We start from the raw sequence: 13,081 nt of genomic DNA, 5'->3' as shown, positions 1-13,081 counted from the left end.
AATAGAAGCAAAGTCTTAGCAACGTAAAATATTTTGATTTAAATGGAGGGTATTATATGAATAGTTCATGTAAATCTAGAGTATTCAATATTATAAGCATCATAATGGTTTCAATGCTTATTTTATCACTAGGCGCATTTGCTAATAACAATAAAGCCAAAGCCGATTCACACTCTAAACAGCTAGAAATTAATGTTAAGAGTGACAAAGTACCTCAAAAAGTAAAAGATCTAGCACAACAACAATTTGCTGGTTATGCTAAAGCATTAGATAAACAAAGTAATGCAAAAACTGGTAAATATGAACTTGGCGAAGCTTTTAAAATTTATAAATTTAATGGTGAAGAAGATAATAGTTACTATTATCCAGTTATAAAAGACGGTAAAATTGTTTATACTTTAACACTTAGTCCTAAAAATAAAGATGATTTAAACAAATCAAAAGAAGACATGAATTACAGTGTTAAAATTTCAAACTTCATCGCTAAAGATTTAGACCAAATTAAAGATAAAAATTCAAATATCACTGTTCTTACTGATGAAAAAGGGTTTTATTTTGAAGAAGATGGCAAAGTTAGATTAGTAAAAGCTACGCCTCTACCTGGTAATGTAAAAGAAAAAGAAAGTGCTAAAACAGTTTCAGCAAAATTGAAACAAGAGTTAAAAAATACAGTAACACCTACTAAAGTTGAAGAAAACGAAGCGATACAAGAAGATCAAGTTCAATATGAAAATACATTAAAAAACTTCAAAATTAGAGAACAACAATTCGATAACTCATGGTGTGCAGGATTCAGTATGGCAGCATTATTAAATGCAACTAAAAATACAGACACTTATAATGCACATGATATTATGCGTACATTATACCCTGAAGTAAGTGAGCAAGACCTTCCTAATTGTGCAACATTCCCTAATCAAATGATTGAATACGGTAAATCACAAGGCAGAGATATTCATTATCAAGAAGGCGTACCATCATATGAACAAGTTGATCAACTTACAAAAGATAATGTAGGAATTATGATCCTTGCACAAAGTGTATCTCAAAACCCTAATGACCCACATTTAGGACATGCGCTAGCAGTTGTTGGTAATGCTAAAATTAATGACCAAGAAAAACTTATTTACTGGAATCCTTGGGATACAGAATTATCAATCCAAGATGCAGATTCAAGCCTATTACATTTATCATTCAATCGTGATTATAACTGGTATGGTTCAATGATAGGTTACTAAAAAGTAATATAGATATTGATTAAAGGCAGGTAAAACTATGTATCAACTACAATTTATAAATTTAGTTTACGACACAACCAAACTCACACATCTAGAACAAACCAATATCAATTTATTCATTGGTAATTGGAGTAATCATCAATTACAAAAATCAATTTGTATACGTCATGGCGATGATACAAGTCACAATCAATATCATATTCTTTTTATAGATACGGCACATCAACGCATTAAATTTTCATCTATTGATAATGAAGAAATCATTTATATTCTTGATTATGATGATACACAGCATATCCTCATGCAAACGTCATCCAAACAAGGTATTGGCACTTCGCGACCAATCGTTTATGAGCGCTTAGTATAACTAATTTAAATGATTTCACTTCATAAAGCGGGTTGGCGAGAATTCAATTTCTCACCAGCTCGTTTTTTCATTGTAATAATAATCTTTAACATTTATTCTTTCTCTATTAATTTTTCTCAAACTATCTTATCTTTATGATAATTAATTAAAATGCCCTTTTAAATTCTTATAAAATAAAAAAGCCACCTATCGTCGCTAATAAACGACGCAAGTGACTTAATATCATATTCAAAATAACTTATGGGAATTTAGGGAATTGATCGAAGTCAGGATCACGTTTTTCTTTAAACGCATCACGGCCTTCTTTCGCTTCATCAGTTGTGTAATAAAGCAATGTTGCATCCCCAGCCATTTGTTGTAAACCAGCTAAACCATCTGTGTCAGCATTCATAGCTGCTTTAAGGAATCGTAACGCTGTTGGTGAGTGTTTCATAATCTCTTTACACCATTGCACAGTTTCATCTTCAACTTTCTCTAAAGGTACCACTGTATTTACTAGACCCATATCTAAAGCTTCTTGTGCATTGTATTGACGACATAAGTACCAAATTTCACGTGCTTTCTTATGTCCAACGATACGTGCTAAATATCCTGAACCATAACCCGCATCAAATGAACCTACTTTAGGACCAGTTTGTCCAAAAATAGCATTATCAGCAGCAATCGTTAAGTCACAAACAACATTTAGTACATTACCGCCACCTACAGCATAACCTTTTACCATCGCGATAACCGGTTTTGGAATAATACGAATTAAACGCTGTAAATCTAATACATTTAAGCGAGGGATTTGGTCTTCACCTACATAACCACCATGTCCACGTTTCTTCTGGTCACCACCAGAACAGAATGCTAAATCACCTTCACCAGTTAATACGATAACTGAAACGTTTTGATCATCACGTGCACGTGAAAATGCGTCAATCATTTCAGCAACTGTTTTAGGTGTAAACGCATTGCGTACTTCAGGGCGATTTATTGTTACCTTAGCAATCCCTTCGTAAAATTCATATTTGATTTCATCATATTCTCTAAGTGTTTCCCATTGTCTGTTAGTCATTTTGCTCCTCCTTTAAAAATCCTAATATCATTGTATCAAATTCATCACTATCTTCCACATGAATTGTATGACCTGTAGCAGAAATTAATTTACATTTACTATTAGGAATTAAATTTGCCATTTTTTTCGCAATCTGTACAAATTTTTCATCATATTCTCCAGCTAATATTAATGTTGGTACTTTAATTTCTTTCAGGCGCGGCCATAAGTTTGGCATTTGACCTGTACCATAATCTCTTAATGCTTTGGCCATTTTATGTGGCGATTGAGACAATCGTTGTTGTCTTATTTGATGTTGTATTTCAACTGGTAATTCTAGTTGCGATTGAAATAATGGCAACTTTTCCCAATCATTAACAAATAATTCAATACCTGCTATGTCTAATACTTTAGCACGTGCATCATCAACAAGACGGCGTTCCAATTGATTTGCTTCTTCTTTAATACCTGGTGACGTACTTTCTAATATCAAATTAGATATAGGGATGTGACCATTAATTGCATAATATAATGCAACACGCCCACCCATTGAATATCCAAACAATGTTATTGATTTATCTTTATATTTATCTAAAATTCGGTCTAACAACGTCGTAATATAATCAAAATTCCACGTTTCATCCATTGAAGACTGATCTTCGCCATGGCCTGGTAAGTCTATAGTGATGACATGATAGTTATCAGTAAATTTTTCGATGTGATTATGATAAGTACGGCTGTCGCTAAGAAATCCATGCAGAAATACTAAAACTTGATTGGTCTCAACGTTTGCTTCATAAAATTTATAATGTGTCATGAATCATTTCACTCAATTTCTGGTATAAAATTTGATGCTGTTTAAAGTTATCTTCGCGATTCGTTATCAATTCATAAATCGTCGAAGTTTCAGATAACAATGTGGCATTTTTAAATTCTGAAACACTGTTAAAACGTTTAAAATCGAATTGATATAACTTAGCTGTATACTCGAAATCCAATCCCGTCGGTGTGCCAAACAACCGTTCAAAATAGTCAGTTGCACTTTCTTTTTGTGGTAAATATGAAAAAATACCGCCACCATCGTTGTTCAATAATACAATATTCATCTGAATATTATTTAATTTTGACATTAATAGTCCATTCATATCATGATAAAATGATAAATCACCTATCAATAATGTTATTCGTTTATGCACAGCCATACCCAGTGCAGTTGAAACGATACCATCAATACCATTCGCACCACGATTCGCATAGACATCTATATTTTTATTCAATAACAAGTTATCTACATCTCTGATAGGCATACTATTACTAATAAATAATGCATCTTTTTCAGATGTTTTCTTAATCAATTCACCAACGAATGCACTCTCATCTGTAGCTTGTTCCAAATAACATTTAATTTCTTTACGCCCTTTTTTCTCTAAGCATTGCCATTTTTCTAACCAACTTACGCGATTAACTGTCGTGTCTTCCATTAATGACCTAAAGAAATCATTCGCAGAAATCTCATATGAAATATCTGGCGCTATCGGAAAGACATCAATCTTATCATTGTTTTGCACTAATATTTGAAATGCATCAGTTTTCTTTAACCATTGATTTAACTTTTTAGAAATCACTGGTTTCCCAACACGAATTACGAAATCCACATTTAAGTCTAAGCCGCTTCTAAACAGCAAATCATATGTACAGATAACATTCGGATGATCAAATTTTCTTAAATGACTTAAAGGATCAGCTAAAATAGGCAAATCATATATCGTTGAATACGTTAGTATTTGATCAACTTCTTGGTGCTGCATATCCCCTACAATAATTAAACCTTTTTTCTTATTTAAAATGTGTCTTAATGCCGATGCATCTATACTTTTTTGATAGTGCGGTAAAATCTTCATCTCAGAAGTTAACAATTCTGTTGCATTCAAATCAGGTGTTAACGGATCTCTAAATGGCAAGTTAAAATGAATTGGCCCTTTATGTGGTCCATATAAATATTGACTAGCAATTTGCATTTGATAGTAAATTGCATCAATGGTCTCTTTACTATCATCCGCAATAGGCATATCGAACTCATAACTTACATAATTATTAAACATATTTACTTGATTAATCGCTTGTGGTGCGCCTACACTTCTTAATTCATGCGGACGGTCACTTGTTAAAACGATTAAAGGAATTCTACTAATTTGGCTTTCAGCAATTGCAGGCGTATAATTCGCTGCTGCTGTACCTGACGTACATAATATAGCGACAGGTCTTTCACTGCCTTTAATTAACCCAACTGCAAAAAACGCTGCACTTCGCTCATCGGGGTGTATCCATGTTTTAATATTTGGATGTGCTTCAAATGCAAGTGCAAGTGGCGTTGAGCGTGATCCCGGACTGATAACTACTTCCCTTACGCCGTACGCATATAACTCAGATGCAAATGTAAAAACTTGCTTCGTTAAAGCTGCTTTATGATTTCCCATTCATATCGACTCCTAATGCATTCATCATAGGTGTGAACTTAAGGTTCGTTTCTGCCAATTCACTATCTGGATCAGAATCTTTAACAATGCCACACCCAGCAAATAAAGTTGCTTGTGCTTTCTTAATAAGCATCGAACGAATTGCAACAATAAATTCACAATCATCGTATATATCTATATAGCCAACCGGTGCACCATATAATCCTCGCGTACCAAATTCTTTCTGCTCAATAAAATCCATTGCAAATTCTTTTGGATAGCCACCTAAAGCAGGTGTTGGATGTAAATTATCAATTAAACTAATATACGAATCATCCTTCAGTGGCGCCTTTATTTCAGTGTACAAGTGATATAAATGATCATTTTTTAGAATTTTAGGCGTCTTATCATAATGTAATTCAGTGATATAAGGTTTAATATCATGTAAAATACTGTCAACAACAAATCGATGTTCGATTAAGTTTTTATTATCTTTTAAAAATGCTTCAACATTTTTTGTATCTTCGTCCTCATCTTGTGAACGTTTAATTGTACCTGCTACAGCTTTAGTCGATAGTATTTTATTATTGACCTTTATTAATTGTTCAGGTGTTTGTGAAAAGAATATAGAATCTTGTGATTCTAACAAGAATATATAACTGTTTTTTTCTTTAGAATATGCTTGCTTTAGAATATATGGAATACTGATATCTTTATCGAACTTTATTAACCGTCTACGTGCTAGTACAATTTTTTCTTCATTATTAATAGATTCTATAGCTTCTACTACAAGTTGACGCCAGTCATCTTTATAAATATCTTCATTTCTAGTAATTTCCCCAATTTGCTCGTCCACATCTATGTCCGATATATTGTTGAACAAATCCATTAAATCGTTCAATGCCTCAACAGTAAAACTTTCCCTTTTAACTGTATAAGTTAAAAATGTCCCATTATTATCAGTTGAAATTAAAACTTCAGGTAATACAAAATGATTTAGTCCAAACTCTCGCCATTCATCATCTGATTTATGACTTGAAAATTGGAACCCTCCAACAACTCGAAGATGATGTTTCTCAGATTGCGGATGTATAAATGTGATGTTATGTTTTAATTTTTCCCAGTCTTTAAAAATAGATTGTTTATTTTTAGAATTATTTTTGAATAATTGAATTGCTTTGTAGCCAAAATATGACGTTCGATTATCATTCAAACGCATATAAAAGCGATCTCCTGCCTCATTGTCAGTGAGATGAAATAATGTGCTCGGGTCTAGTGACTGTGATAATTTCACTTCAACTGAAACCCATTCCTTTGAGCTGCCATATATCTCTTTGACAATATCGTCCTCTAATACGCCCGTAGCCATCCATTTCACTTCTTTCTTCGTCTTTTTTCACTCATTATTATATTGTATCATTTTTGGATAATTGTGTTACAAGAATTGCTTAAACTTATCTTGCAATTTTTCACGTCAATTGACCTTTATGCTACTTTCTATTAAAATATCTTTGTTATAAAAAATATGATTTAAAGAGGTTTTGTATTCAATGAGTAATCAATATCAGCAATATTCTACAGTTAAGAAATATTGGCATTTAATGCGTCCTCATACATTAACTGCTTCCGTAGTACCCGTTTTAGTTGGTACAGCAGCATCTAAAATATATTTTCTTGGTAGCGAAGATCATATTAAAATCAGCCTATTCATTGCCATGTTACTAGCATGCTTACTTATTCAAGCAGCAACTAATATGTTTAATGAATACTATGATTATAAAAAAGGCCTCGATGATCATGAATCTGTAGGCATTGGTGGTGCCATTGTTCGCAACGGTATGAGCCCAGAGCTTGTGCTACGATTAGCCATTGCATTTTACATCTTAGCAGCAATATTAGGTTTGTTTTTAGCTGCTAACTCTTCATTTTGGTTATTACCAGTTGGATTAGTATGTATGGCTGTTGGTTACCTATATACAGGTGGCCCTTTCCCTATTTCATGGACGCCTTTCGGTGAATTATTCTCAGGCGTATTTATGGGTATGTTTATTATCGTTATTGCATTCTTTATTCAAACTGGCAATATTCAAAGTTATGTAATTTGGTTAAGTGTACCTATAGTAATCACTATCGGTTTAATTAATATGGCTAACAATATTCGCGACCGTGTCAAAGATAAAGCAAGTGGTCGCAAAACTTTACCCATTCTATTAGGTAAAAATGCTTCTTTAACATTTATGGCAATCATGTACTTTATCGCTTATGCCTTTATTGTACTTACGATCATTATTAAACCTGGTGGCTCATTATTTTACTTACTTGCGTTGTTATCATTCCCAATGCCTGTTAAAGTTATCAGACGTTTCAAGAAGAATGATACACCGCCTACAATGATGCCAGCAATGGCTGCTGCTGGTAAAACAAATACATTTTTCGGTTTATTATATGCATTAGGTATTTATATTAGTGCATTATTTGCAGGCATTTAATAGAAAATGATACTACTCGGCAATCGACTTACATCGAACTGTCGAGTATTTTATTTAACAATTAAATGATGATACATGTGCTTGTATAATTCAATCTGTCCATCAGATATAAAGCCTACTTTTTTATATAACTTTAATGCTGCTTCATTATTAATATCGCAATTCAAACTCCATTTAACATGTGTATTTGATTCAAGTAATGACGTTAATAACTTTGTCGCGATGCCTCTACCTCTATATGCTGCAAATGTCGCAATTGTTTCTATATAATACTCATCGTCTTTAGCTTCTTTTACAGGTAATGGCGTGCCATATTGTTTTATTTTTTCTGGCAAGTCAAGTAGTTCCCATGCTTTTTCGTATTTCAATTCATTTTCACCACTATAGCTAATAATACAACCTGCTACTTTATTTTCTACTTCATAAACTAAAATATGCTGATAAAAAGTTCGATATGTTGCATCAACACAGCTTTTTTCAATTGCATCTAATACCATGTCTTTAGGTAGATGCTTTACCAATTCTAATTCCATATCATCCCAAACCATATAAACTAACTTCGCAATATCAAATCGGTCCTCTGGACGTGCTTGACGTATCACTATGTCATCATTCCCTTTTACGTTATTAACATTTATTATATAGAAATTCTAGCTTATTTTAAAAAGATATACTTATAATTTTAGAAAGTTTGAAAATTCTAAAGTTAGAAATATTGGTTTTCACAACGAATTTAAGTAGAATTATAGTTAAGGAGGATTTACAAATGAAAGTCAATAAAGCCATTTATGTTATTGTTGCATTATTTCTTGGAGGTTTAGGTATTCATAAATTTTATGCTGATAAATTTGGACAAGGTCTTTTTCACTTATTATTTTTCTGGACAGGTATCCCTACCATCATCTCAATAATACATGCAATTTTTGTCATTTTTACTAAAAAAGCAGATAAAGATGGTTATATTATATTCCCTAAAAATTAAATTGTGACAATGACGTTTAAAAAGCATATATGAATGGGTATATAGTTCGTAAGATATAGAGAAATGAGGTATGTAACGATGCGCCAATTCATTAAAAGAACTGTTAAAACAATCCTTGTCGGTTATGTAATTAAATTTATTCGAAATAAACTTTCAGGTAAATCATCACATCCGACAGATAATAAACATAATTAAAAATACAGCGCCACTCTTATATGATTTACGAGTAGCGCTGTATTTTTATTTTGCTTTTTCTGCAATTTTTTCTAAATCTTCTGCCATACTTTCACTTGCGATAATCCCCCTTGATTTCAACCACTTATTTCGGTCAACGTCATAAACTTTGTTATCTTTCACAGCTTTTAATGATTTCCAAACTGCAGGATCAATGAATTTCGTTCTATTTTTGTCCGTTTTTCCGTCAGTGGCTAAAATCATAACTTTTGGATTGATATTGGCAAGTTCTTCATTATTTAAATATATATAAGGACCACCCTTGCGTTCACCAACATGCGTAGTTTTGTCTTTTGTGACTTCAGGTTGAATACCCATTTTAATTAAGAATTGTCCCATAAATGTATCTTCATTATTAATAAACATACCTGCTCTTGAGATACCGAATGCAAATGCAGATTTTAACGTACTCTGTTCAATTTTCTTTCTAATCTCCGCTAATATTTTATCATGCTTTTCCAGACGCTTCTCGCCTTCTTTCTCTTTGCCTACTGCTTTAGCGACTGTTTTAAATGCTTCAATATTTGCATTATAATCTCCCGTACCGCTAACTAACATGATTGTCGGAGCAATTTTGCTCAATTCTGATTTGATTTTCTTATGTCTGCTAACATCTGCAATGATCAAATCCGGTTTTAATTTACTTATCACTTCCATATTCGGTTGCGGTCTAGATCCAACCGATTCATATGCCCCAATCTTATCTCTTACTGACTTTGTTATATTTTTAGTGCTGCCATCATCTGCAATACCAACAGGTTTCATATCTAATGCTGCTAAATAATCAGCAAAACTATATTCTAATACAACAACACGTTTAGGATTTTTCTTAATTTTTTCAGTTCCTAATTCATCTTTTATTGTCGTCATTTCAGTTTTCTCTTCAGTATCTTTTTGACCACAACCCGCTACTGCTACAACTAAAATTAGCATGAACACAACTAGTTTAACGATATTCCTATTCACACATTTACCTCCAAACAACTTTAGTAGAAATATATATTATTATTTTATCATTTAATTTGTTTATAATGTATTTAGGGGATTATTATTTTTTCTTATCATAGTTAATTATCAAATCTTCTTATTATAAACAGCAAATGGCATCTAATTTTGAAAATGACGCACTGGTTAATAACACTCATTTATCTCAAACCATCATTCTAATTGTCCATACTACTCTCGCAATTTCATAATAGTGTTTACGATTCATAAATAGCGATGCAATAGTTAATTCATTTCCCTATAATCTTTGCACTATGCTGTACTAATCTTTATTTATAAATACAAAAAGTAACTGATGACTTAAACATCTTTCTACAACAATTGTTCAATACAATAGAATATTTAATAAATATTTAATAATTAATCTTATAAAAAATCTTTACTTTCCACATGTTTACAAATATAATTTGGACTATGTTTTAAAAATATGAATGTTGGAGGTGACATGATGAAATTAGGTATGCTTTTAATTAGATGGATGTTAGCAACATCATTCTTAGTGCATGGTACTTTGAAATTTGTTGATTTAGATGGAACAATTCACTTCTTAGGCTCTTTAGGTTTACCACCTACCATCGCAGTATTGATGTCAATTGGTGAAGTTGTTGGAGGTTTAGCACTTATTATCGGCTTTTTAACGCCTTATGTTAATGTTTTTTATATTTGTGTTATGTTAGGCTCAATCTTCACACTTAAACTTACAAGAGGATATGTAAGTGGTTATGAATTTGAAATCATACATATCGTAATGAACTTAGCTTGTATTAGTAGTTACAGCTGGAAGAAATGGCTACAATTTTATTAACTATTGTTTGAGAGGACTATCCTCTCTTTTTTTGTATTTATCATGCGTAAAAATCCTAGGTACTCATGAATACCTAGGATTTTTTCATTTAGCTATTGAAAAGATTTAACCATTTTTCTAATATTGATTCCGTTGAATATTTTTCTATAATGTTTTCTCTCGCTTTCGAACCAAACTCCGCTGCTAATACATCATTATTAACAAGCTGAAGTATTTTATCAGCCATGTCGTTAATATTATGGTTTTCTATTAAATAACCATTTTTATTATCTTCTATAAAATCACTTGGTCCGTATTTGATGTCAAAGGCAACAACAGGCCTTTTAGAAATCATTGCTTCTATCATACTTAACCCTTGACCTTCATATTGAGATGTAGAAACGACTAATTTAAAATCTTCCAAGCATTTTTGTGGAGTTGTTGTATATCCTTTAAGAAAAACATTTCTTTCTAAATTTTTATCTTCAATCATTTTAGCTATTTTATCTTTGACAGATCCTTCTCCATATATATGAAATTTAACAGCATTATCTTTTTTTACGACTAACTCAGCCACTTCAATAAGCAAATCAATTCGCTTCGTTGGTACCATTCTAGAAATATGACCTACGATTTTTTCAGTTTGAAAATGTTTTGGAGCATTATGTATCTTAACAAAATTGCTAATAGTGAAAATATTTTCTACATCAAATTGATTAAGAATATCTAATCTTTGTGCCTCTGTTAATACAATTACACCGTTAATTTTATTCGCATTCTCAATAATATATTTCTCACTTTTTTTAAATGCACCCGTATCATCGAAATTTTCATGATGATTAACATGAATAACGCCATATTTCTGAGCATTTTTATGATTTGTATTAAACATTTTTGGAAAACTCCCTGGTCCATCACAAATCATAATACTATCTTTAGAATCTTTTATTAGTTTTTCTAAATAGTAAACACACAGTGCTAAATTGTTTTTAAATTCTTTTTTATTAACTAACACATAAGTTTTACCTACAGCACCATTATTAGCATTAATATTCCTTGAAATATATGGGTATCCCTTTTCATCATAAAATACTTGATAACAAACTTTATTATCTACATTAAATGTTTCCTTCATATGCACTTTATTATCTATAAAACTAAACCGTTCAATTCGTTTATTATCTTTAAAGAAATCAATCACTTTTTCAGATTTACTTTTTCTAATGTAGGCAATATATGTACCAGTCGTTATATCAAAATATCTTGAAATACCTTTACTCTCTTCAATTTCAATCGTATTTTTTAGTCTTTCTGAAATATGTTTATATAACAATTTATTAGACTTAAAATGTTTATTATTTGAAATTTGTTTAAAATACTCAAATACATTATACATTTTCGTTCTTCGATCCATTTTACCTTGTTTTTTCAAAGCTTTAATAATTTCATCATAGTTTCCTTTGTAATCGAAAGTAACAATATCAGCAGGTATGTCCGCATCATAAAACTCTTTACTTCTATTGAACATCGAAGAGGTCATACCACCTTTATTCACATCTAACTCATGTACCATCATAAATATTTTTTTCATTATAATTATTCCTTTACCTCAGTATATTTAACAATTAATTCGTTATATGTATGATAAAATTCTTCTTCAACATATAAATTATTAAGTTTATTTAAATTTAATGGGCTTATAATTGACGCAATAAAATATCCATTTAATTTTAATTTTGTATTTCCATTTTCGACTTCTATAGTTGGCTCTATCTGCTCATAATTTTTAAATATATCGTCAATGACTTTTATGTTTTCATTTAACTGATTAGTATCTAATTTTAATACATTCGCATTATCGTAATTGAAAATCCCCTTTTCCATAGCGCACCTCTTAATAACAAAATTGTTTTACAAAATAATTTTATACTTCACAACGCTATTAATCAACTGTAAATACAATAATTAAATATTGTTATTATAATTATTTGCATGATAAAAATAATAATATCACGCATAATTTTAAATAATCTAATTTATCTAATTTTGCTACATTCTTTTGCAGAGTGTTATAAATATACCAACTACCAAAAACAATTCAATTTAATTTCAAATTCTTCTACCGCACAATTTAATTTTATTGTATAATGTATTTAAAATGATTGTTTTACGCATGTCATTTTAAAGTGAAAATTGGAGGTGTAATTTTGACTAGAACTTATAATATTATTGGTATCCTTTCTTGTCTTATATCTTTTATTATTATGGCGTTACCAATGATTTGGTACACAGCTTCAGCATTATGGTTCTTCCCAGGTGCAATCATGATATTGTTGTTATCTTTAGTCATTGTTTTTTGCTATATTAAAACGAAAAATCAATTACATTTATTACTAATCGTATTAAATATTATTATATTGCTTTTTTTCAGTTTGCCGTTGTTACTTTCATAACTTAGTAACACAGTATAAAAGCCAATCAAACGGA

16 protein-coding genes are annotated in these 13,081 nt (G+C 31.1%); 7 read left to right on the top strand and 9 right to left on the bottom strand.

Annotated elements, in window-relative coordinates:
* Positions 1-56: 56 nt before the first annotated feature.
* Positions 57-1,238, top strand: a complete 1,182-nt coding sequence (gene sspB, locus AA076_RS05150) for a cysteine protease staphopain B (RefSeq protein ID WP_001088780.1) — start codon at positions 57-59, stop codon at positions 1,236-1,238.
* A 37-nt stretch (positions 1,239-1,275) separates the two neighbouring features.
* The gene (gene sspC / locus AA076_RS05145; RefSeq protein ID WP_000284457.1) at positions 1,276-1,605 is read left to right on the top strand and encodes a staphostatin B; all 330 of its coding nucleotides are present in this window, start codon (positions 1,276-1,278) and stop codon (positions 1,603-1,605) included.
* A 238-nt stretch (positions 1,606-1,843) separates the two neighbouring features.
* Here the strand turns inward: sspC and menB are convergent, their stop codons facing one another.
* Genes menB through AA076_RS16135 form a run of 5 tightly spaced genes read right to left on the bottom strand, consistent with a single transcriptional unit; the run spans position 1,844 to position 6,500 of the window.
* Positions 1,844-2,665, bottom strand: coding sequence for a 1,4-dihydroxy-2-naphthoyl-CoA synthase (gene menB, locus AA076_RS05140; RefSeq protein WP_000184947.1), 822 nt, complete (start codon positions 2,663-2,665; stop codon positions 1,844-1,846).
* The gene (gene menH / locus AA076_RS05135) at positions 2,658-3,461 is read right to left on the bottom strand and encodes a 2-succinyl-6-hydroxy-2,4-cyclohexadiene-1-carboxylate synthase (protein ID WP_000150195.1); all 804 of its coding nucleotides are present in this window, start codon (positions 3,459-3,461) and stop codon (positions 2,658-2,660) included. The genes menB and menH overlap by 8 nt, the downstream gene beginning before the upstream one ends.
* Positions 3,448-5,121 carry a 2-succinyl-5-enolpyruvyl-6-hydroxy-3-cyclohexene-1-carboxylic-acid synthase gene (menD, locus tag AA076_RS05130; RefSeq protein WP_000526687.1) on the bottom strand — a complete coding sequence of 558 codons (1,674 nt, stop codon included), beginning with the start codon at positions 5,119-5,121 and terminating at the stop codon, positions 3,448-3,450. The genes menH and menD overlap by 14 nt, the downstream gene beginning before the upstream one ends.
* Positions 5,108-6,430, bottom strand: a complete 1,323-nt coding sequence (locus tag AA076_RS05125) for an isochorismate synthase (protein WP_223200522.1) — start codon at positions 6,428-6,430, stop codon at positions 5,108-5,110. Before AA076_RS05125 ends, menD begins: the two co-directional genes overlap by 14 nt.
* On the bottom strand, positions 6,396-6,500 hold the full coding sequence (locus AA076_RS16135; protein WP_001791731.1) for a hypothetical protein: 105 nt from the start codon (positions 6,498-6,500) through the stop codon (positions 6,396-6,398). The genes AA076_RS05125 and AA076_RS16135 overlap by 35 nt, the downstream gene beginning before the upstream one ends.
* Before the next feature lie 150 nt (positions 6,501-6,650).
* Here AA076_RS16135 and AA076_RS05120 point away from each other — a divergent pair, with 150 nt between their 5' ends.
* Positions 6,651-7,589, top strand: a complete 939-nt coding sequence (locus AA076_RS05120) for a 1,4-dihydroxy-2-naphthoate polyprenyltransferase (RefSeq protein WP_000070966.1) — start codon at positions 6,651-6,653, stop codon at positions 7,587-7,589.
* Between the two features lie 50 nt (positions 7,590-7,639).
* Here AA076_RS05120 and AA076_RS05115 read toward each other — a convergent pair whose 3' ends face one another.
* Positions 7,640-8,191 carry a GNAT family N-acetyltransferase gene (locus AA076_RS05115; protein WP_000620953.1) on the bottom strand — a complete coding sequence of 184 codons (552 nt, stop codon included), beginning with the start codon at positions 8,189-8,191 and terminating at the stop codon, positions 7,640-7,642.
* A gap of 164 nt (positions 8,192-8,355) precedes the next feature.
* On the opposite strand from AA076_RS05115, the gene AA076_RS05110 reads away from it, so the two are divergent.
* Positions 8,356-8,571, top strand: a complete 216-nt coding sequence (locus tag AA076_RS05110) for a TM2 domain-containing protein (protein ID WP_000867357.1) — start codon at positions 8,356-8,358, stop codon at positions 8,569-8,571.
* A 63-nt stretch (positions 8,572-8,634) separates the two neighbouring features.
* Positions 8,635-8,766, top strand: coding sequence for an SAR1012 family small protein (locus tag AA076_RS14725; protein ID WP_001790177.1), 132 nt, complete (start codon positions 8,635-8,637; stop codon positions 8,764-8,766).
* Positions 8,767-8,811: 45 nt separating this feature from the next.
* On the opposite strand, the gene AA076_RS05100 is transcribed toward AA076_RS14725, so the two are convergent.
* Positions 8,812-9,771: an ABC transporter substrate-binding protein gene (locus tag AA076_RS05100; protein WP_001081351.1), complete on the bottom strand. Its 960-nt coding sequence runs from the start codon at positions 9,769-9,771 to the stop codon at positions 8,812-8,814.
* A gap of 487 nt (positions 9,772-10,258) precedes the next feature.
* On the opposite strand from AA076_RS05100, the gene AA076_RS05095 reads away from it, so the two are divergent.
* Positions 10,259-10,615, top strand: a complete 357-nt coding sequence (locus AA076_RS05095) for a DoxX family protein (RefSeq protein WP_000766009.1) — start codon at positions 10,259-10,261, stop codon at positions 10,613-10,615.
* A gap of 88 nt (positions 10,616-10,703) precedes the next feature.
* Here the strand turns inward: AA076_RS05095 and AA076_RS05090 are convergent, their stop codons facing one another.
* Positions 10,704-12,185 (bottom strand): glycosyltransferase, encoded by a 1,482-nt coding sequence (locus AA076_RS05090; RefSeq protein ID WP_000719184.1) that lies wholly within the window; start codon positions 12,183-12,185, stop codon positions 10,704-10,706.
* A gap of 5 nt (positions 12,186-12,190) precedes the next feature.
* On the bottom strand, positions 12,191-12,478 hold the full coding sequence (locus tag AA076_RS05085) for a hypothetical protein (protein ID WP_000410720.1): 288 nt from the start codon (positions 12,476-12,478) through the stop codon (positions 12,191-12,193).
* Positions 12,479-12,756: 278 nt separating this feature from the next.
* On the opposite strand from AA076_RS05085, the gene AA076_RS14720 reads away from it, so the two are divergent.
* Positions 12,757-13,047 carry a hypothetical protein gene (locus AA076_RS14720; protein ID WP_001795544.1) on the top strand — a complete coding sequence of 97 codons (291 nt, stop codon included), beginning with the start codon at positions 12,757-12,759 and terminating at the stop codon, positions 13,045-13,047.
* Positions 13,048-13,081 lie beyond the last annotated feature (34 nt).

This window comes from Staphylococcus aureus (genome assembly GCF_001027105.1).
Classification (GTDB): Bacteria; Bacillota; Bacilli; order Staphylococcales; family Staphylococcaceae; genus Staphylococcus; species Staphylococcus aureus.
The sequence above is the reverse complement of the archived record's forward strand: the minus strand, read 5'-3'. Positions and strand labels throughout refer to the sequence as shown.